Raw genomic sequence first — 20,070 nt, forward strand, 5'->3', positions numbered from 1 at the left:
ATTCATAAAAAAAGAAATGAATTTAATTGATAAGAGGAAGTTTGATCGTAATTTTTGTTCCTTCTTTCGGTTTGCTTGTGACTTGCAGAGAACCTCCTTGTTCTTTTAGTAATTCCATACAGACAAGAAGCCCAAGACCAGTACCTTTCTCACCAACGGTTCCAAATCGCGACGTAAATCTTTTACCTTCCAGTATTTTTCCTAACAAATCTTCGGTCATACCAACGCCATTGTCTTCAAAAGAAATTTCGATAAAGGGAAAAATCGGTTCAACATCTATCACTACCGTTCCATTGGGATGAGAATATTTTATCGCATTAGATAAAATATTACGCAATACAGTAGCGGTCATTCGTTCATCGCAAAATACTAAATACTCATCAGCAATTTTTGTTTCAATGTGAATTCCTTTTTCTGCTGCTTGCATATTTAAAATTTCAACTGCATTTTGGATCATCACAGATAAACTCAATTTGTTTGGATTACATTGTGTTTTTTTAGTTTCATTCCGAACCCAATCAAGTAGGTTTTCTAATACCAAATATGTTTGGTTCGTACTTTTTTTCAGTTCTTTCAAAGCAAAGATCAACTCCTCCCTTTCCGGCAATGAAGTTGTTAAATATCCTAAAAAAGTGCTCATCGTTCCGATTGGTCCTTTTAAGTCATGCGCCAAAATAGAAAAAATCCTATCCTTGTGATCATTTATCCGAATCATTTCCTTTTGAATTCGATTGATATTTCTTAAAAAATAAAACATAAATAAGGCGACAAAAGACAAACAAGAAACAACAGAATTGATACGAAACAAATCCCTTACTTCTTTATGATACAGAAGTGTTCCTTCTGCAAATATACCAGGAGATCCGAAAAACTCGAACCAAAGATAAAATACCGTATTCATAAGGAAAACAAAAAGGATCAACCACTTCTCTTCGTAAGGAAAAATCACAAAAGGTACAATAGCAAACATCAGAAAGTAATAATAAAACCCTCCAGAAGTTCCAAAACTAACTGTGGAAACAAAAAACAACGGAACAGAAATGGTGAATACCAAAATGATTCGTGCAAGAAAATACTTCTCCTTCGTATTCAAATATAAAACAAAGACCAACAAAGAAATGACCATCACATGAATGACATTCATGAATTGGTAATGAGGAGCACCGGCAATCACAAAGAAAATTGAATATTGAATGTTAGAGAATATTCCCAAAACAGAAACCAAGTTGGAGAGTTGAACTCGAACAGAAGAATCTAAACTTAGCTCTTCTGTAACTCCTAAATTGAGTAATCGACGAATTCCTAATTTATCAATTAAGTTACTCATTTGATATCAATCGTAAAATATGTTACATCATCTGACAAACGAAATGCAAATTTCCGTATATCCTTTTTAATTTTTTCATTCAGATCATATATAGAAAGGTTTAAACCACCAATTAATTGTTCTTTTAAACGAGATTCTCCGTATAATTCACGAAGTTTATTCTGGCTTTCCGTAATCCCATCTGTATAAAAAAAGAAACGATCCCCCGACTCAAGTTTCCGAGAAAACGTCTCCACCGAAACATCCTTTTTCCATCCCATAATGGGTCCCCTACCCGTAAGTGGTGCCAAGGAATGGGAAACAACATTCATTATAAAAGGACTTGGATGACCCATTACCGAATATCTCATCATGGATCTCTCTAAATCGAAATGACAGGCAACTGCCGTGATATAGTTTTTCTCAACCACAGGTAACATCTTTAAATTTAGCTCTAACAAAAAAGAACCAGGATCCTTTTCTTTCGGAGCTATCTCCAAAAAATTTACTTTTAACATGCTGGCAATGAGGGCTGCCGCAATGCCATGCCCCAATACATCACATAACAAAAAACTAATGGATGAATCATCGTGAATATAGTAATCAAAATAATCACCGCCAATTTTTTCCATTGGCATAAAAACAGAAGCGACCCGAAGAGTTTTATGATCAAATTCCATAGGAGGAATCAATTTTGATTGTAAACCTGCGGCAATTACCAAATCATCATGTAATAGTTTAAATTGTTTATGTAGCTCTTGGGTACGAAGGGTTACAAGCATCTCCAACGACTCATTTAAATTGCGAAGTTCTTTTCTTGTCCTTGCACTTTGCAAAGCAATGGCAAGAACCCCCGAAAATAAAAAAGTCAAAATTCCATATTGTGTTAAATAATCATTTTTCCCAGTAAGAACATCGGTAATGACATCGGCAATTCCAAAGAAAGTTGCAACAAGAGCTCCAAGAGAAACAACAACCGCTTCTGATGTTTTTTTATAATTTTTTGCTAGCAACTGTATAAGGATAGGAATCTTTACGGCAAGTAAGACATACCAAAGGTAAACTAAATAAAATCGACTATCGGGATCCATCGGAAATAACTGAATGATACCAAGAACCACATCTAAAAAAAAAGTTATCACCGCAAGTTTTGTAAGTCGCCTATCGAAAAGTGTATAAACAAATAACAGGATAAAGACGGGAAATACAAATTGGCAAAAAAACAATAAACGCACCAAAATTTCAGGTGGGACCATCAGAAAATGAATTTTATTTAAAACAGGCAATCGCCAACCTACGAAAAGAACAGCAGTTCCGGCTAAATACAAACCAGATTTTGAAGACCTATTTAAAGCATAACCAATTCCTTGTTGTAAAAAAATTCCGAAGAATAAAGCTGCAATTAAAATTTGGTATACATCTTCGAATACCATTTTGTCTTTAATCTGGTCTTGATTTCCAAAAATGGGAACAGAACGAAACAATCCACACCTAAACTGTGTTTCACGACATTCTACTTCAACTACTAATTCATTTTCTTCTTGTTTTAGAAATGAAATAGGTATTTCGTAATAACGAACCTTATGCCAATATGGATAATAGTCGGGTGTAAAACTACCTGTAGAACCGATAGACTTTCCATTCCAAAATGTTTGGTCAGCAGATTGAATACGATCCATATAAATTGCCTGTGAATGCTCAGGGAGGTTAGAAATAAAAATTTTTAATCGATACTTTCCGCGTATTGGAACCTTATATCCTTGTTCCGTTAATGGAACTCCGACAAATATTGGCTTAACGCTTGTTTCACCTTCCTTTTGGAAAGTCCAACCTGATTCTAAAGATGCTACTTCGGAATATATTGCGTGAGAGGAAAGGAAGATGAAGAACCAAAGGAATTTCATTGTTTTGTCCTGGGAAAACTAAAACTCCACTCTTGAAGAAAAAAGAAATGTAGAGGTTTCATAGATTCTCCCGGGGAACACCGGAAGGATTGAATTAAAATTTAGAAGAACTGCAAGAATTTTTTAAACTGAGACAAACACGATGACTCAGTTTCCTTAAGAAGATTTTCCATTGAGCCTCTATCCAACTACCTCTTTTGGATTTCGGGAACCCATAGAGAGGTTTTGAGAATTTAGACTAAATCAAATTTGAGATCAATTCCAAGCAAATGATATTTTAGATTGAGTCTAATTATTGACAAAAAAGAGCAAACGCAGAAGGTGAAACTGAAATGGATCTAAGTTACCAAAAAACCAAGGAACTCCTCGAATCCCACGGGATTCGACCGACTTCACAAAGATTGGAAATGGCCCACTTACTTTTGGAGCGCCACCAACACCTCTTTGCTGAAGAAGTGTTTCATTTGGTCAATTCCCACTTCCCACACGCATCTAGAGCCACTATTTTTAATAACCTCAAACTCTTTGCAGAAAAGGGAATGCTCGGTACTTTGGAATTAAAAAGTGGGGTCACCCATTTTGACTCAAATATCGGTCCACACCACCATGCTCTGAATGAAGAAACCGGTGAGATTACTGATGTGGAAATGAATGAAGAACTGGAATCTAAAGTGTTAGAAGAACTGACAGAAAGTTATTTCCATAAAACGGGAAAAAAACTAGAATCTGCTAAGCTTGTCATCACCCTCCGAGGGAAATAAAATCCTTCGTTAAAATGCGAACCACTTATCCTTCCATAGCTATTTGTGGGATCGGTTCTGTTACAGTCACTATCATTTATGCTCTTTACCAAAATCAGATTCCTTTTAAGATCCTTTGTCGTAACCAAACTAGATTTCAATCTCTAACGGAAAATCCCATTAGTTTCCAAGGCCCCAATGGAAAAGTCGTTAGGATTGAACTAAACAATCACCTAACAATGACCAAATGTGACCAGGATAAGTTTGATTATATTCTCATTGGTTGTAAAAATCAAAATCTTTCGGAATATTTGGATGAAACAAAATCATTACTGAAATCAAACGGGAAATGGATTTTGATTCAAAACGGAATTCCTGAACTACAATTCCAATCCTACGAAAGTAAAATCATCGGTGGAGTTGTGGGTTGGAATACCCAAACCTTATCCAAACATACTTATTTCCAGTCCAATATAGGTAGTTTGATTCTTGGCGAGGCGCAAGGATCCGAACCTGATTCTTTTTGGAAAAAAATTCTTACTCCTTTCATTCCCGTAATATTGACCGATGAACTTAGCGGATACCGTTGGCATAAACTAGCAATTAATTCCATCATCAATGGACTTGCAGCTGCAAAACAATTAAGTTTAGGTGGACTATTTCTCAATCGACAATCAAGGATAGAAGCCTTAGAAACTCTCACAGAAATTAAACTTGTCATGAACCGGTTGGAAATCAAGGAACGAGTAGTCCCAGGATCTGTTTCCATACAAAAATTAGGTGGTGGTCCAGGTTCCCTACCTCGATGGATTTGTCATTTGATCCTTATCTTGCTTGGCCTAAAATACTTTAAGATTCGAACTTCAATGGTTCAAGATTTGGATGCACATCGGAAAACAGAAATTGATTTTATCAATGGCGAAGTTGTCGATAAAGCGAAAGAGTTGGGAATTTCTGTATCTAGAAACGAATGGATTGTTCGAAAAATTAAAGAATTGGAATTAGCCCAGTAATACTACTGGGTAAGAATTTTAGTTTATTTACCCAAACGTAATAGTTCTGAAATGGAATGATTTGCTTCCAATGGATGGCGCAACTTTTCTTCTGTTTGAATGATGTATTGGTTTCGTCGACCATCTTTACTTTTCTCTAAGATGCAAGCATCAACCAAATCTTTGACAATAGCTTGAACGGCTCTCTCTGTAATACCAACTAACAAAGCCACATCTTTTAATCTCATATCAGGATCTTTGCTTAGACAAATCAAAACATGAGCATGGTTTGATAGAAAGGTCCATTGGCCTCCTTTTTTAATCATTTCTTGTGATGTTCTTTTAGGATCTTTGGTCATTCTTTATAAAAACGAATATGTTATTTTATTCATAATCTAAATTCTTCGATGATGAACTTACATAAGTCTCAAAGTTCACACTACCTAAAGCAAAAAAATTGTAAATGAAGAAACGTTTACTTCCTAACTCACAGGGGTTAGGTTATTTCGTCTGTCCATTTGAAGTTTCTAACCAACCAAGCCCAATAAATGAATAAAAATTGGAAGGGTAACCTGGCATATAAAGCCCAAATGGGAACTCCATAATCTTTACCGTCTAAGGCTGTTAACAACATGTTTATATTCGCAGGATAGATGGCGAGTAAAAGGAGGATGATTCCATAACTTGCCATCTTCCGCATTCTTTCGTAGAGAACCAAGGAACCTAAGGTAATTTCAGCGAGCCCACTCGTCACATTCAAAAGTTCGTGAAATGGCAGATAGTCTGGCATCATTTCTAGATAAAATTCTGGAGAAAAAAAATGGTTGGCTCCAGCGATTATGTAGAAAGCCCCGAGAGAATACACGAGAAATTTTTTCATCACCGAACTTAAGCACAATGTTAAAAAAAATCATTACAAATTTTGATCGGACCGAAAAATGACCTCCTTTTCTTTTGGGCTCCCCCGGGTTTGAGATCCCAGTCAAATTTAGGAAGGTATTTTTACCAGTTGGTCAGGCAACGATTCGCCCTTCTTTTGATTTATAATGTCCGAGCTTCTCTTCCAATCGCTTCCTACTTTTGATCGTAATTCGATTCGGTTCAATGACCAGGTTTGTGTCACTTAGGAATTCCTGGATGGTCTCCTGTTTTACTTTAATGATTCCACACATATTACAAAGTTCTTCCATTTGGATATAAATCGTATGTGGGTTGGCTAAACTTTCATCCAGGTTTCGACCCAAACGAATGTCTTGGTCCCGGATCGAATTATATAAATAAGCATAAAGCCGGATGACCGGAGTCTTCAATCGAAGGATTACCAAACGTTGGTGGGAAAACCAAATCCGTCGTGCAATACTTTCAAATATTTTTTGTAACAAGGAAGGACCCACCGACTCAAATAAACTTTCAGAGGTGACACGAAGGATTTTACTTTTGGTTTCGGTGATGGCCGAGGCCATACGCGGAGCATTGTCAATAAGAGACATCTCTCCGAAAATTTCTCCCGGACCTAAAACATCGATTACATATTCAAAGCCGCGAACGATCCCGAATAGTTTGACATTCCCCTCTAACACAACGTAGATTTCGTTGTTCTTTTCACTTTCTACAAAAAGAATTTCTCCAGCGTCCAAGGAGGCCTGCATACTATCCCAGACAAAAGGTTTGTAATTGGATCCAATGGACCTAAGTAAATCCGTAGCCTCTGCCACATTAGCCGTAGAATTGTTTTCCCTGGACCATTTTAGAAACGCTTGTAAAGAGTAAGCGGCTAAGTTTGGTTTTTGCCAAGTTAGATAAGTTCTTGCGTTTAAGACCAAACGTTCTGGGTGGTATTCGCGGTCTGCGGGTTTGTTGGCCTTAGATAGGTGTTTTTGTAAGGTTCGAAGCTCCCTAGAATAAAGACCTAATATCTTCATTGCAAGTTCCTTTCTCTCTTTTAAATAAGAACCCAAAAGTCGGATGGGAATTTGAACTAACTCCACATCAGTATCGGCAAACAAAGTCACCAAAAATCGATGTTCGGTGAGGGCAGAAACTAGACCGAAACTATCCCCTGCTTCGTAAAAAGAAAGCTCATGGTCAACGACAATATGCTCCGAATCGACCGAAACCCGGCCTGATCTTACAATAAAAAAATTTCCTGTATTGACGGAATTCTGCACAACGATGGCAGCACCTTTCGAATAATTAACAACTTTGATTTCTTCTGCAGACACTGAATCAAAAATATTTGTTTAGAAGGTAACCAGTCAAACACTTAAATCTTTGATGTGATCTGCTCCCAAATCAAATCGTACACTTTATTAGCAGAAATTTCTTTTCCGGGATAAGGTTTGTCCGAGGAAAATAATGCGTAAAATTCCTTTTTCTCATGATTTGCCCCGTGGGAACCTTTTACCAAATTTGCATCCAAAGGAATTACATCCATAAGGTAGCGAAAACCTAGTTTTTTTTGTAATATTTTTAGCCCTACTCGCATTTTAACTGCTGGCTTTTCGGGATCTAAAAACAGCTCACATGGATCATATCCAGGTTTTTTATGAATATCCACCAAACGAGCATAATCTGGCGCATTTTTATCATCTAACCAGTGATAGTAAGTAAACCATGAATCAGAATCTGCTACCAAAACAAGATCCCCAGAACGAACGTGATTTATATTGTATTTCTTTTGCGATTTTTTATCTAAAACGAAGGAAATACCTGGAATGGTTTTTAAAATCCTTTCAACTTGCAATTGGATTTCGGGGTCTTTACAGTAGATATGACAGATTTGGTGATCCGCTACTGCAAAAGCCTTAGATGCACCAGGATCTAAAAGTTCATACCACCGCTCCTTCCGAACCGAAAGAAAACCATTTTCCCTTAGAATTCGATTGATGTGAATGGGGCGATGCACAGGAGTAATTCCATATTCAGAAAGCAAAATGATTTTTGTATTTCGTCTTTCGTAATATTCGATTAATTGTTTAAGGACAGTATCAATTTCCAAAAGTTCTTTTCGAATCTTTGGAAGATCGGGTCCCGATTTTTGCAAACAATAATCCAAATGCGGAAGGTAAACCAATGTGAGTGTAGGATTATATTTTTTATCAACCAATATTGTTGCATCTGCAATCCATTGTGTAGATTTTATATTGGCATTTGGTCCCCAGAAATGAAAAAGAGGAAACTGGCCAAGTTCTTTTTGTAATTCATCTCGTAGTTCAGGAGGATTAGAATAACAATCAGGTGCTTTTACCCCGTCTGCATGATACTGTGGCCTTGGTGTCACCGAATAATCAGCACTTGCGTACATATTGTACCACCAAAACATTTTGGAACAAGTAAAGTTTGGATCTACCTTCTTAGCCCTTTCCCAAATTTTTTCACTCTCTACAAGATGATTGGATTGTTTCCAAAATTTAATTTCAGAGTCTTTATGATCATACCAACCATTACCGACAATTCCATGTTGGTTCGGCCATTTTCCAGTAAGATAAGTGGATTGCACACTGGTAGTCACAGAAGGAATCATAGGTTTAATCAATAAGGTATTTCTTTTTTCCAAAAACTGTTTTAAAAAAGGTGTGAACTCACAAACCAAATAAGAACTAAGTCCTACAACATCTATCACTACTGTTTTTTGAAATGAAATTGTTTTTGTTTTTTTCATTCGACAACCTTCAGATTTGTTTCACTTTCTAAAATTGATTTCACCCATTGTAATTCACGGATAATAGATGTTACTATCGGAGTCTGTAATTCTTTTGGCAGTACTCCCCATGTATATGTTTCCACTTCCAAAGAATTGGTTAAAAAAAAATCTTTTTGTAAATTCAATATTTCAATCAATTCACTTTGGGTTGAAGATAACATTCCAAATGAATCTAAAAATACAGGAACATGAAAATGGATTCTCCATTCTTCAAATGGCCTAGCACCTCTCAGTAATGCATAAGGCAAATCAGAAAAAGAAACTAATTGCCCATCTTCTGATTGAATAATTACTTGGTGCAAATATGTCGGTTCGTCAAAACTAGAAAGCAAATCCAAGGTAGGTTTAGGATCTTTGGAAAACTTTGCTTTTAAAGCAGAACTGATTTGAATTCTGCCAATTTGAATCAAATTTTCTTTCAAAAGCCAAACAATAGTTTTGTTTTTTTCAAAACTTACTGCGGAATGACAAACATCGAGACAAATTCGGATATGATTCTTAACTTTTCCTTCGGTAGCTTCCTTTGTGAATCCCCATTTAGATTGGATTTCAGGAAGAGCCGTTGGGAGAAGTACATCCAAATACCACTGAATCCAAAGTTCTACATTCCCTAAAATACCATCTGGCTCAGGTTCCATATCTAAATGCAAAACTTGCCCGGTATCCATTTGGACCTGAATCAAATGATGAAGAATTTTAATTATATTTTGAGTGGAAGCTCTTACTCTTTGTTTTCTTTCGAAATCTGTTATGTCAAAAAACTGATACGAAATTGGTGGAGTAGAAACGCCTCCCTCTAATTCTTTCGGTAATAATTGCGATAAAATGGAAAACAAACGAAGAGTATAATCCAATCTTTCGTTTGTGGTCCAATCGGGTTTATATACATTCTCCTTAACGGTTGTTTTATGGAAATTTCCATAAGGAAAACCGTTAATTAAAAAAACATAAAATCCTTCGTTTTTTAACCAAGTTTGAAATTCATAAATGTTACTCGGTTTTATAAGTTCCAAGGATGCCTCATTACCCAATCTGAGGCCAATACCCATTGGTGCATTAGGAGATAAATTTTTACGAACGAGTGGAAGATTCTCTTTAAGTTGCAAAAAATGTTCAGACCAAGATTCCCCTGGATGAATATTAGAACAATATGTTAGATGTCCGTATTTAGTTCTCATATATAGTTTTCTAAAAAATTTACTGAGGCATCTAATGTTTTCAAATCCATTTCATGCACCTCAAGGGTTTTTCCAATTTCAGCTAACAATACAATTGTGAGTTTCCCCCCCAGATGTTCTCTAAATTCTTCTAAACCCGAATATAAATTCCCTTTATCACCTTCCGATAATTGCGGATGATAGATCAAAAATCCAAGTGTTTTCAATAAAGAAAGAATACGTATACAATCGTCTAACGACAAAAATTGTTTTTGATAAGAGTAAACTGTATCCAGAGCCATACCAATCGCCACGGCCTCACCATGCCTTAATGAAAACTGACTAAGGTATTCTAATTTATGCGCAGACCAATGTCCAAAATCCAAAGGACGAGAAGATCCAAACTCAAATGGGTCTCCACTTGCAATATGATCCATATGAAGTTTAGCACAACGATGGATCAGATAAGCCATTTTATCTAAATTACGATTTTGTAATTCAATAGCATTCACCTCAATCCAATGAAAAAAATCCTTATCCTTAATGAGTGCCACTTTGATGGCCTCAGCCATGCCAGAACGCCAATCTCGATCATCCAAAGTTTCTAAAAATTGAAGATCATTAAAAACAGCAACCGGAGGTGCAAAGGTTCCGAGGAAATTTTTTTTACCTTGGTGGTTGATACTATTTTTCACCCCTACACCAGAATCGTTTTGTGAAAGCACAGTCGTCGGGATACGAATCAAACGAATTCCACGGTGGGACACTGCCGCAACGTATCCAACCAAATCGAGAAGTGCTCCTCCTCCAATGGCAAGGATATATGAATGTCTATCAACTCCACAAGCATCAACAGCATTCACTAATGATTCCCAAAGTTGTTGGTTATTTTTACAATCTTCCCCACCAGAGATAGGAAGTATATCTCCTGTTAGTCGGACAATGGTTTTAAAATTTTGAAAATAACTTTTAATTTCTGAAACCAAATTCGGAAAATAATGGATCAGTCTTTCATCAAGCACCACCAGGGCTTTTTTGACAAGATCCGATTTGTAATCAGAAATAAAAAAATCTTTTAAAACTGGATTGTCTTTTTTAAAGATCCCTTTGGTAAATTGAACCGTATATCTATAAGTAATTTGAAATTCTGAAGAAAGAGGTGAAAGCGAATTTTCTATCATAATTTTTTTTAGGTAACAGAAAATGTTTTTGCTAAAACGAGTGAAAGTGGTAATAAACAAAATATCACAATGGCTACCGATATAAACCCGAAACTCGCTGCAAAAGAAGCATTCAAAAGAATGAGGGTAATCACACCCATTTTGACTGCCTTACCAATCATGGGCCCAATGGGATTTCGGTAAGCGCGAAGTAGTGGCGGAAATACCATCGTTATGTGTAAAACAACAAAAGGTGAACTCTTCATCAAATGTCCAAGTTGGAAGGACAAAATGGAAATACAAAGAAATACGATAAGGTATAAAACTCCAGCAAATAACAAAGGAAGCTTTTTTCCACCGTGGACTTCCCCTCGACTCACCATTGTGATGGCTATGATATAAAAAATAGGAAGTAAGGAAAGGGCAATTTCGAATGTTTTGATTTCTGACACCAAACTCATTCCTAAAATCAAATTTCCACCGCGACACATTCCCATCACAACTGGGCCAAATACAGAATGGTGCTTCGCAAAACGATTGTAAGTTAGAACAAGAACAATAATACCTAAAGCAATCCATCCACTTTGCATTTGGTAAAAAAAAGCAAAACCTAGGCCCACCACTAAAAGCAAACTACCGAAAACCAAAGCAGATATTTTTTTAACCTTTCCGCTTGGAATCGGACGTTCTGGTCTTTCTTTTGTATCAATCTCTATATCGAAATAATCATTTAAAACTACACCTCCACCATATAAACCTATGGTGGAAAGTAATAAGAAAATGGGAGAATGGTCTCTCCAGACAAATCCAACGATAGCCATACCAGCAAGTATATCAGCTACTGCTGTTACTACATTTGCTGGTCGAAATAGTGTAAGGTAAGCTTTTAAATTCATTTATTGGATGAAGAGAGAATTTTTATCTAATACTGGTTGTTGGCCACCACGAAGGATGGAGTTACCATGAAACTTAGCATTCGGATCAAGTTGGAAGTCCGATTCAAAATCAGTTACATCAATCTGACCACTTTTTGCAAATGCATCAATAGCATTTTGGTAAGTAACCATACGAATCACCTCAAGTGGGATACCTTTTTGTTTCATTAGCGCAGCAGTCTTCGGAATGGCAAGAGGATCCGAAATGCCCCAGTCCGCACTTGAATTGATCATAATTCTTTCTTGTCCGTATTTTTCAACGACAGCAACCATCCTCTCATTCCCCATTTTGGTAAAAGGATAAATGGTAAAGGCTGCCCAAAATCCTTGGTCTAACACTGATTTAACGGTTTCTTCGTTGTTATGATCAACGACAACCCAAGATGGATCCAGTCCATGTTCTATAGCAATCGACATACTCCTTTCTGTTCCTCTTTTTTTATCTCGATGAGGAGTATGTATCTGGACAGGCAATTTTGCTTTTTTAGCTAGTTCTAACTGTAAACGATAGTATTTTTCTTCCAATGGAGTTTGGTCATCAAATCCAATTTCGCCAATCCCAACAACACCTTCCTTATAAGCAAATAAAGGTAAAATTTCCATTACTTCTTCCGCAAGACGCTCGTTATTTGCTTCTCTTGAGTTTAGACCCATCGTACAATAATGTTTAATACCAAATTGAGAAGATCGAAATCTTTCCCAACCAACAAGACTACTATAATAATCTTTAAAACTGGAAAGTCCGGTCCTTGGCTGCCCTACCCAAAATGCCGGTTCAATGATGGCAACAATTCCTGCTTTTGCCATCATTTGGTAATCGTCAGTGGTTCTCGATACCATATGAATATGGGGATCGAAAAATCGCATTCCTTGGATTAGATTTTTGTAATCATTCCATAACATTTCTGTATGTGTTGGATGCTCAATAGAAGAGGATATAGATTCAAAGTGAGAAGGATTCTTGGATGTTTCTTTATGATTTTGGCACATAAAAATTTGATTCAGGGATGGGTTCTATATTAGACCAATCCAACTCTCCATTTTTTATAGATAATTCTAGATCTGGATATTTAGATAATAAGTTATGGACATAGGGATTTTTGGACTCAAAACATACAAGAGCTGCTGTTTCTCTCTCTTCTTTCCTTTCAGAATCCAAAAGGTCCAGTAACTTAGGACCAGTGGTTTCATCAGCAAAAGGAGCAACAAGTCGCCAAATTTTTAAAGGGACTTTTCTCCCAGCCGCAGAACGTTCGCTAATAAAATCAAAAATTGCAAGTGCCAAGTCTTTGTTTTTTCGCCGATCAATTCCGTAAATCCAATCGATAGGTTTTCCATTAAAGATCGTTTTTAGTACCAATTGGTTCCAGGCAAGTTCGGAAAAATAGAGCTCTGGATAAGGATTCGATAAGGCAATGGAATCGAAGACAAATCCCATGTTAGAACGCACTGCATCTGTAGCTCTAGGTAACCATTCCCAGGGATACGGAAGTAGAGGTAATGCTGAATATAAAGCAACTAACTCATTTAATTCGGCGGTATCAAACAATGTTTCAATATTTTTAACAAACTTCTCCTTTGGCTCCGAAGATAAATGCAAAAGAAACCAAACCCTTGCTAAGCGAACCAAATTCCATCCGTTCACCTGGAATCCACTACAATCAGGAACCAAACTCCCTTTAGATTTAGAATCGTATGAGATTATTTTTTTTGATAAATACCTAGGAGCAGCCACGAATGCTGTCATCAAATCCAAAACATCGGATTGGGACTGTTTTTCTAACCATTCACGTTCTTTCTCTGTGGTTTGTTCAAAAAGGAATTGAGTCAAATTTGCTGGAATATCTGCCATAAAGAACTAATATTTGAAAACTTCTGATCAATCCATCACTCCGTAAATCAATTATTCCTTTCCAAACTCACATTCTATCAATATGGACATTTTTTAAGATATTTTTTTAAAAAATAAAAATATCATTCCACAACTTAGATTACTTTTGTTTCTATTTTATAAATATTGGTAATTCCAGAAAATAAAAAACCAAAACGGAAATTCTAGTGATGAATCAAAAAAGTCCCATACAGAACCAAAATGAAATTTTGGACAAAACCAAAAATTGGATTTTGAAATCAGTGATTGGACTTAACCTTTGCCCCTTCGCAAAACTTCCATTCCAATCGAATAGAATTCGTTATGTGATTTGTGATTCTCCCACAAAAAAGGAATTACTATTGCATCTCCGATCAGAACTAAAATTCTTAAGCGAAGTCGATCCACTCTTAACCGAAACGACACTTATCATCCATCCTAATGTTTTGGCAGATTTTTTAGATCAAAATGATTTTTTGGACGAGGCCGATCTTCTTTTAAATCAATTAGATTTAGATGGGGTCATTCAGATTGCCAACTTTCACCCGCAATTTCAGTTTGCAGACAAAACAGTAAACGACATAACTAATTACGTAGGAAGATCACCTTACCCAACTTTACATCTGTTACGTGAAGAAAATATTAGCCAAATTGTCGACTCTCATCCAAATATTGAAAGTATCTACAAAAACAACAGAACAACATTCACTAAATTAGGTCATGATGGATGGATAAAGTTATGGCTATAAATTATTTACAAAATTAGTGTTGATTCATAGTCTCCCTTGATTAAAATGCTAGGACAGTTACGAACCATCAAATATAAAGTTTGAAAGTTAGAACAATCTGTATTCACTGACGAAAAAACAGGTGGTGGACCATGTACCTACGCAATCATCGAATCATAATCGGATTTGTTTCATTAGGAATTCTTTTATCTCCTCTAACAAAAGACTTAGATGCACAATTCATTACGCCGGTAAAAAAGGAAGTTCCGCAAGAAACAACCCCTCCGCCGCCAACTCCACCACCTCCTCCTCCCCCTCCGGAAGAGCCAGCAGAATATGTAAGTCCTATGAAGGGGAACCTCACTGGCGAATACCTTAAAAGTTTACAAATCACTGGAAAACAAAGAAAGGCCTTACAAGAAAATACAAACCTTTGGTTTGCAGATCGATTCCGAGTGGGATTTGGAATTCGCCCTAAAGCAGACTCGCTTTATAATACAGATTTCGATCGTTCTACTCCAGATAACAGAAATACGGTGAGCAATCAAACCCAGTTTTTTCTCATTGGAGATATATCTCCCAATGTTACTTTTAAACTGACCTTACAAGATGTCAGACTTTGGGGTGGAGAGGTTTTGAATGGGTCCACAGACCAAAGGTTAGGTGTAATTTCCAATGGTGGCACAACAATCGATACTTCCAAACAGAAAGAAGTACCTCTCAATAACTACACGGGGTTTCGAGAAGCATTCGTTGATTTAAAAACAACCAATCAAGTATTTCGTGTTAGAACAGGTCGACAGATTTTAGACTTTGGAGACGGAAGGATTATCGGTGCAAGAAATGACAGTTTGAATGGAAATGCTTTTGATGCCATTCGAACCACCATCTCCATACAAAAACATAGCATCGATTTTTTTGGTGCTGTACTCAGTTCCGAAAATAATGCCAATAGTATTGTTTCCAACAATTCCACAAGAGTCGGGGGTCCAGGAAATGCTTCTTATTACGGAGCCCACTTTGGATTCAAACCCTGGGACTGGCTCGGAATCGATTTATATAATTTTACACTATATAAACAAAAACAAAAAGCCACAAACACAACTGCTAATTATGGATCCGATATTTATTATAGAGGCCCTGACCAACTAAATACAACGGGCTTTCGGCTCACCAATCGTACCAAAGGTAATATGATTACAACGGAAACAGGAATTGACTGGATGGTCGAAGCTGCTTGGCAAACAGGGTTTACTGGTGAAAGAGTTTCACCAGATTGGCTTAACCAAAAAGGAACCTACACAACGAATAAAAAAACCGGAGAGGCACCTCCCCTTTCTTCTCCAGTCCAATACAAGGCAAATTTTGTGGCTGTTCAATTGGGATTTAGTCCAGTGAAAGAATTTAGAATTGGCGTACAATATGTCCAGGCTTCTGGAGATCCTAACCGTAACGATGGAAGTGTAGCCACTTATAATCCTCTATTTGCAACAAGAAGGATGGCTGGTGCGGGTCTTGCTTTCTCTGGGAACGGAAACTCGGGAATGGTATTTTGGCAAAACATTAAGGATTATTCCATTAATATAAAATATGACTCAGGAAAATGGGGGACATTTATATTAAACCCACACTGGTATTATAAAGTAAAACTACAAGACGGATATTACGATAACAATAATTATGTGGCAGGTAGCAAAGCTACTGGTGAGACGGCCTCAACCGAAGATTACTTCAACACGGAAGCTTACAACCAAAATCGACCGAAATTAGGAAAACATGTCGCTACGGAAATTAACTTTATCTACATTGTTACACCATTTGAAAATGTTTCTTTTTGGTTTGGTGCAAGTTCGTTATATGCCGGAGACGCCATTAGAAACCAAAAAAACAACCCGTATGAAACCGATCCTTATCATAGATACGATTTCAAACCTAATTCGAGTTATTTCACTCTCCAAAGTGTGTTTGCAATTTAGTTTTTTCTTATGTTTATCCTTGACGAGCTAAAACAATTCGTATTTTTCTAATACGAACCAAAAACAATTTAGGATAAATATGAGAATCATTATTACAATCATCCTTGCTTTGACTTTACTCCATTGCAGGATAAAACCAGAGGTTATACCAAATTCCCCAAAACAATCTTCTGCAATTGTTTTCGAATTGGTTATCCCAAAAACATTAATGGGACATTTTTATCCAGAAAAAGTTTTTTTACTAAAACTCGATAAATCAAAAAAGAATTTAAGTGAATTGCCATTGATCGAAACAAATTTCTTTTCACAAAGACGTTATTACGTTTTGAACATTGAACCTGGTGAGTATGCGATTGTAGCAGCCCATGTTCATGAAAAAGATGCTCGGACACAAAAAGATGCAAATGTATATTATGTATTGGATCGACAAAATCTAGAAAAATCGAAATTCTCTGTGAAACCCAATCAAATCATGATCTTAGGTAAGTATATTGTTGATTTCAACAAAACGGAATTAGGAACGGATCTTGACATGGACAATGTGGGAGAATCGATTGTCGGAAGTTTTAAAACGAGCCTAACAGCTAAAATTGGTGCTGCCATAATCTCCACAGTACTAACTGGCGGTGCAGACCAAACAGATAGTTCTGGTTATGCCGGCTTTATTGAAACCAATCAAACAAAGGAAATGGTTGAGGAAATAAAAAAACAAACGAAATTAGACTTAGAAGAAACTGCTTGGTCTTCCATTCCTTTAGAGTGAAGGGAACAAATACTAACTTTAGTTTGAATCCAGACGGAGTCTCTCTAGGCCATCCAAAATCAAATTTAATCCAAACTCAAAGTCGTGCATTCCATTATATGCACCGGATACCACTTCTTTACCTAAATTGGCTATATGAGAAAAAGGACTCAATTCCAATTGAGGCAAAAAACCTTCGGCTGTTTTTGCATAATCATTTGGATCAATCGGAAAATTCAATTCTTGTAATATAAAACCATAAATATGACTGTCGATTGTATTAACTATATGATCGGCAGTCTGCAAAGAAAATCCAGCAGAGTGTAAACAACCGAGTGTTGTATCAAAGTAGGTCAACATACCTTCTCCCACATTCATACGCGAGACAATAAGTGAAGTTGCCCAAGGATGTAAAATTAGAATTTCACGAGCTGACTTTGCTCTAATTTTCATTTCTTCTTTCCAATCTTCGCCTATCTTCGGTAATGTGATCTTTGAAATTACTAGATCGACCATTCCATCGAGAACCTCATCTTTATTTTTTACATGATTGTATAAAGACATAGCCTCAACACCCAAACTAGATGCCAGATGACGCATAGACAATTCTTCCAACCCAAATTCATCGGCGATTCGAATAGCAAATTCTAAAACTAATTTCTTAGATAAGGTGTGTTTTTTTTTAGCCTTTTTAGAGAGTTTTAGAGAAGATAATTTGGGTTTCTTTTTTTTATTCACTTCCTCTCCTTTTTGAAATTTATATCACAAATTTACTGGTTTTTCTATTGTTTTTAGGAAAATACAGGGAGAAATAAATTTCCTTGACAAACTTACACTGTAAGTATCGATAGTGATTTCAGGAGATTAACCATTGAAAGTCATTACCGCAAGAAAGTATGGAACCCCAGATGTTTTCCGTTTAGAAAATTGGGAAATCCCTTCTCCGAATAAAGATGAAATCCGAATCAAAAATCATAATAGTGCAGTTAATTCAGGTGATTGGCGTATCCGTAAACCCGATCCAAAAGTAGTTCGTTTGTATTTTGGAATTTTGAAACCGAGAAAACCAGTTCTTGGAATTTCCTTTGCAGGAGTGGTGGATGCTATTGGAGAAAACGTCACAAAATTTCAAATAGGAGATAAAGTTTTTGGTTCCACTGGAATGCAAATGGGAGCCTATGCAGAATACATTTGTATTAAAGAATCATCTGTTATGACTACCCTTCCCAAAGAAATTTCCTTTTCACAAGGAGCTGCATTATCATTTGGCGGTTTAACAGCGCTTGATTTCATTCAAAAATGTAAGATTCAAAAAAAACAATCGATTATCATTTATGGTGCATCAAGCTCCGTGGGAACAGCAGCTATTCAATTGGCAAAATATTTCGGAGCCGTTGTTACGGCAGTTTGTAGTCCTGGAAATTTTCCATTGGTTCAGTCGCTTGGGGCAGATTCTGTTATGGACTATAAAGGTTTTCACGCAGATTCGCATAAAAAAACTTATGATATAGTATTTGAATGTGTAGGCAAATCATCCATCTCATCCAATTTAAACCATCTCACCAAAGGAGGAGTTTTAGTTTTAGTCGGTGCTTCTTTTAAAGATATGTTGCAAGCAGCTTGGATATCAATTTCCAAAGGCATTAATATAAAATTTGGACCCATCTCAGAGACATTGGAAAATCTAAATACTTTAGCTGAACTCACGAAAAATGGAGACTTCACAGTGGTAATCGACAAGTCCTTTCCTTTAGAAGCATTGTCGGCCGCACACCAATACGTAGAAGCCGGGCACAAAAAAGGAAATGTAGTCATTGATGTAATCAATTAACAAAATCACATGTGATATAAATCCATTCTTCTTTTTATTGTTTAAAAAAACAAAAAGACGAATGGATACTAACTAATTGCTTTTCACCTCCAATCCAAACTTTAGTTTCGAATTGGTGGTAAAACATAAAACAAAATTGCAAAAAAATGACAAAGACTTCCAGAAAGAACAAATAAATGCCAAATAGCATGATTGAATGGGAGACGATCCCAAAGATAAAAAATTACACCTATCGTATAACTAAGCCCACCTGCCACAAGCCAAGAAATCCCACCTACACCGATTGCTTGGCGAATGTCTTTCACCACAAAAATAGCAAGCCAACCCATAAGGATATATACGACAACCCTTGCACCACTATATTTTCCAGGGAACAATAATAACAAAAGAACTCCCGCAAAAGCCAAAATCCAAACCACTAAAAACAAAGTCCATCCCCACTGGGAATGTTCACGCAAGCTAACAAGAGTAAACGGAGTGTAGGTTCCAGCGATTAACAAATAAATGGATGCATGGTCGATTACTTTAAAAATACGTTTGGTAGCTGAGTGATAAATTCCATGATAAAGAGTGGAGGCAAGATACAAAAGGATAAGAGTTGCCCCGTAAATCGCTGAACTGACAATATGCCATACATCCCCGTATAAAACAGCGACTGTCAATAAAAGAGAAAGCCCAGCAATACTGAGACCTCCACCGATTCCGTGTGTAACAGCATTTGCAATTTCATGTCCTATGGAATATTCATGAATGGTATCAATCAGTTCCGTAGTCGATTGATACATTTGTTTTAACGGTTCGGACTCTGTAACGGAAGATGTTTTTTTTGAGGTTGTTTTGGATTTGGATGGAATAGTTTGTTTGTTCGTTGATCGTTTAGAAAGAATCGGTTTCTTTTTGGTTTTGGTATTACTTTTTTTCGCTTTCATAGGGTTTCGGTAAGATCAACTTAGCTCCCTTCTTTTTGAATCGTCAATCGAAAGAAATCATATGATTAACTCTGTGGACAAAATGAACCATTTTTAA

At 36.6% G+C, this 20,070-nt stretch carries 19 protein-coding genes; 6 read left to right on the forward strand and 13 right to left on the reverse strand.

Annotation, left to right across the window (positions count from 1 at the left end):
* Window positions 1-22: 22 nt before the first annotated feature.
* Window positions 23-1,327 (reverse strand): sensor histidine kinase, encoded by a 1,305-nt coding sequence (locus ND811_RS13925; RefSeq protein ID WP_265352502.1) that lies wholly within the window; start codon window positions 1,325-1,327, stop codon window positions 23-25.
* Window positions 1,324-3,210, reverse strand: a complete 1,887-nt coding sequence (locus tag ND811_RS13930; protein WP_265352501.1) for a PP2C family protein-serine/threonine phosphatase — start codon at window positions 3,208-3,210, stop codon at window positions 1,324-1,326. Before ND811_RS13930 ends, ND811_RS13925 begins: the two co-directional genes overlap by 4 nt.
* Window positions 3,211-3,542: 332 nt before the next feature.
* Between ND811_RS13930 and perRA the strand changes: the two genes are divergently transcribed.
* On the forward strand, window positions 3,543-3,971 hold the full coding sequence (gene perRA / locus ND811_RS13935) for a peroxide-responsive transcriptional repressor PerRA (protein WP_265352500.1): 429 nt from the start codon (window positions 3,543-3,545) through the stop codon (window positions 3,969-3,971).
* 14 nt (window positions 3,972-3,985) lie between these two features.
* Entirely contained in the window at window positions 3,986-4,963 is a 978-nt protein-coding gene (locus ND811_RS13940; protein ID WP_265352499.1) for a ketopantoate reductase family protein, read from the forward strand.
* Window positions 4,964-4,986: 23 nt separating this feature from the next.
* Here ND811_RS13940 and ND811_RS13945 read toward each other — a convergent pair whose 3' ends face one another.
* From ND811_RS13945 to ND811_RS13985, 9 genes are all read right to left on the reverse strand, one after another.
* Window positions 4,987-5,301, reverse strand: coding sequence for an ArsR family transcriptional regulator (locus tag ND811_RS13945; protein WP_265352498.1), 315 nt, complete (start codon window positions 5,299-5,301; stop codon window positions 4,987-4,989).
* A 137-nt stretch (window positions 5,302-5,438) separates the two neighbouring features.
* Window positions 5,439-5,822: a DoxX family protein gene (locus ND811_RS13950; protein ID WP_265352497.1), complete on the reverse strand. Its 384-nt coding sequence runs from the start codon at window positions 5,820-5,822 to the stop codon at window positions 5,439-5,441.
* A 133-nt stretch (window positions 5,823-5,955) separates the two neighbouring features.
* Window positions 5,956-7,164, reverse strand: coding sequence for a Crp/Fnr family transcriptional regulator (locus tag ND811_RS13955; protein ID WP_265352496.1), 1,209 nt, complete (start codon window positions 7,162-7,164; stop codon window positions 5,956-5,958).
* 41 nt (window positions 7,165-7,205) lie between these two features.
* On the reverse strand, window positions 7,206-8,603 hold the full coding sequence (locus tag ND811_RS13960; RefSeq protein ID WP_265352495.1) for an alkaline phosphatase family protein: 1,398 nt from the start codon (window positions 8,601-8,603) through the stop codon (window positions 7,206-7,208).
* The gene (eboE, locus tag ND811_RS13965; RefSeq protein WP_265352494.1) at window positions 8,600-9,823 is read right to left on the reverse strand and encodes a metabolite traffic protein EboE; all 1,224 of its coding nucleotides are present in this window, start codon (window positions 9,821-9,823) and stop codon (window positions 8,600-8,602) included. Before eboE ends, ND811_RS13960 begins: the two co-directional genes overlap by 4 nt.
* Window positions 9,820-10,983, reverse strand: a complete 1,164-nt coding sequence (locus ND811_RS13970) for a 3-dehydroquinate synthase (protein ID WP_265352493.1) — start codon at window positions 10,981-10,983, stop codon at window positions 9,820-9,822. Before ND811_RS13970 ends, eboE begins: the two co-directional genes overlap by 4 nt.
* An 8-nt stretch (window positions 10,984-10,991) precedes the next feature.
* The gene (gene eboC / locus ND811_RS13975) at window positions 10,992-11,858 is read right to left on the reverse strand and encodes a UbiA-like protein EboC (RefSeq protein ID WP_265352492.1); all 867 of its coding nucleotides are present in this window, start codon (window positions 11,856-11,858) and stop codon (window positions 10,992-10,994) included.
* Window positions 11,859-12,887: a TatD family hydrolase gene (locus tag ND811_RS13980; RefSeq protein ID WP_265352491.1), complete on the reverse strand. Its 1,029-nt coding sequence runs from the start codon at window positions 12,885-12,887 to the stop codon at window positions 11,859-11,861. It lies immediately after the preceding gene.
* Window positions 12,871-13,749: an EboA domain-containing protein gene (locus ND811_RS13985; RefSeq protein WP_265352490.1), complete on the reverse strand. Its 879-nt coding sequence runs from the start codon at window positions 13,747-13,749 to the stop codon at window positions 12,871-12,873. Before ND811_RS13985 ends, ND811_RS13980 begins: the two co-directional genes overlap by 17 nt.
* Window positions 13,750-13,958: 209 nt before the next feature.
* On the opposite strand from ND811_RS13985, the gene ND811_RS13990 reads away from it, so the two are divergent.
* The 3 genes from ND811_RS13990 to ND811_RS14000 all read left to right on the forward strand — a co-directional run bounded on the left by ND811_RS13990 (window position 13,959) and on the right by ND811_RS14000 (window position 17,234).
* Window positions 13,959-14,516, forward strand: coding sequence for a DUF1415 domain-containing protein (locus ND811_RS13990; RefSeq protein ID WP_265352489.1), 558 nt, complete (start codon window positions 13,959-13,961; stop codon window positions 14,514-14,516).
* Window positions 14,517-14,647: 131 nt separating this feature from the next.
* Entirely contained in the window at window positions 14,648-16,471 is a 1,824-nt protein-coding gene (locus ND811_RS13995) for an alginate export family protein (RefSeq protein ID WP_265352488.1), read from the forward strand.
* Between the two features lie 79 nt (window positions 16,472-16,550).
* Window positions 16,551-17,234: a hypothetical protein gene (locus tag ND811_RS14000; RefSeq protein WP_265352487.1), complete on the forward strand. Its 684-nt coding sequence runs from the start codon at window positions 16,551-16,553 to the stop codon at window positions 17,232-17,234.
* Between the two features lie 18 nt (window positions 17,235-17,252).
* Here ND811_RS14000 and ND811_RS14005 read toward each other — a convergent pair whose 3' ends face one another.
* Complete coding sequence (locus ND811_RS14005; protein WP_265352486.1) at window positions 17,253-17,951, reverse strand: TetR/AcrR family transcriptional regulator C-terminal domain-containing protein; 699 nt, start codon at window positions 17,949-17,951, stop codon at window positions 17,253-17,255.
* A 133-nt stretch (window positions 17,952-18,084) separates the two neighbouring features.
* Between ND811_RS14005 and ND811_RS14010 the strand changes: the two genes are divergently transcribed.
* A complete protein-coding gene (locus ND811_RS14010; protein ID WP_265352485.1) occupies window positions 18,085-19,044 on the forward strand; it encodes an NAD(P)-dependent alcohol dehydrogenase in 960 nt (319 codons plus the stop codon).
* 101 nt (window positions 19,045-19,145) lie between these two features.
* Here ND811_RS14010 and trhA read toward each other — a convergent pair whose 3' ends face one another.
* On the reverse strand, window positions 19,146-19,973 hold the full coding sequence (gene trhA, locus ND811_RS14015; RefSeq protein ID WP_265352484.1) for a PAQR family membrane homeostasis protein TrhA: 828 nt from the start codon (window positions 19,971-19,973) through the stop codon (window positions 19,146-19,148).
* Window positions 19,974-20,070 lie beyond the last annotated feature (97 nt).

This window comes from Leptospira soteropolitanensis (assembly GCF_026151655.1).
Taxonomy (GTDB): domain Bacteria; phylum Spirochaetota; class Leptospiria; order Leptospirales; family Leptospiraceae; genus Leptospira_A; species Leptospira_A soteropolitanensis.

Coding starts and splice junctions, on each gene's coding strand:
- ND811_RS13925 (WP_265352502.1), bottom strand. CDS start 1,327: ATGAGTAACTTAATTGATAAATTAGGAATTCGTCGATTACTCAATTTA.
- ND811_RS13930 (WP_265352501.1), bottom strand. CDS start 3,210: ATGAAATTCCTTTGGTTCTTCATCTTCCTTTCCTCTCACGCAATATAT.
- perRA (WP_265352500.1), top strand. CDS start 3,543: ATGGATCTAAGTTACCAAAAAACCAAGGAACTCCTCGAATCCCACGGG.
- ND811_RS13940 (WP_265352499.1), top strand. CDS start 3,986: ATGCGAACCACTTATCCTTCCATAGCTATTTGTGGGATCGGTTCTGTT.
- ND811_RS13945 (WP_265352498.1), bottom strand. CDS start 5,301: ATGACCAAAGATCCTAAAAGAACATCACAAGAAATGATTAAAAAAGGA.
- ND811_RS13950 (WP_265352497.1), bottom strand. CDS start 5,822: ATGAAAAAATTTCTCGTGTATTCTCTCGGGGCTTTCTACATAATCGCT.
- ND811_RS13960 (WP_265352495.1), bottom strand. CDS start 8,603: ATGAAAAAAACAAAAACAATTTCATTTCAAAAAACAGTAGTGATAGAT.
- eboE (WP_265352494.1), bottom strand. CDS start 9,823: ATGAGAACTAAATACGGACATCTAACATATTGTTCTAATATTCATCCA.
- ND811_RS13970 (WP_265352493.1), bottom strand. CDS start 10,983: ATGATAGAAAATTCGCTTTCACCTCTTTCTTCAGAATTTCAAATTACT.
- eboC (WP_265352492.1), bottom strand. CDS start 11,858: ATGAATTTAAAAGCTTACCTTACACTATTTCGACCAGCAAATGTAGTA.
- ND811_RS13980 (WP_265352491.1), bottom strand. CDS start 12,887: ATGTGCCAAAATCATAAAGAAACATCCAAGAATCCTTCTCACTTTGAA.
- ND811_RS13985 (WP_265352490.1), bottom strand. CDS start 13,749: ATGGCAGATATTCCAGCAAATTTGACTCAATTCCTTTTTGAACAAACC.
- ND811_RS13990 (WP_265352489.1), top strand. CDS start 13,959: ATGAATCAAAAAAGTCCCATACAGAACCAAAATGAAATTTTGGACAAA.
- ND811_RS13995 (WP_265352488.1), top strand. CDS start 14,648: ATGTACCTACGCAATCATCGAATCATAATCGGATTTGTTTCATTAGGA.
- ND811_RS14000 (WP_265352487.1), top strand. CDS start 16,551: ATGAGAATCATTATTACAATCATCCTTGCTTTGACTTTACTCCATTGC.
- trhA (WP_265352484.1), bottom strand. CDS start 19,973: ATGAAAGCGAAAAAAAGTAATACCAAAACCAAAAAGAAACCGATTCTT.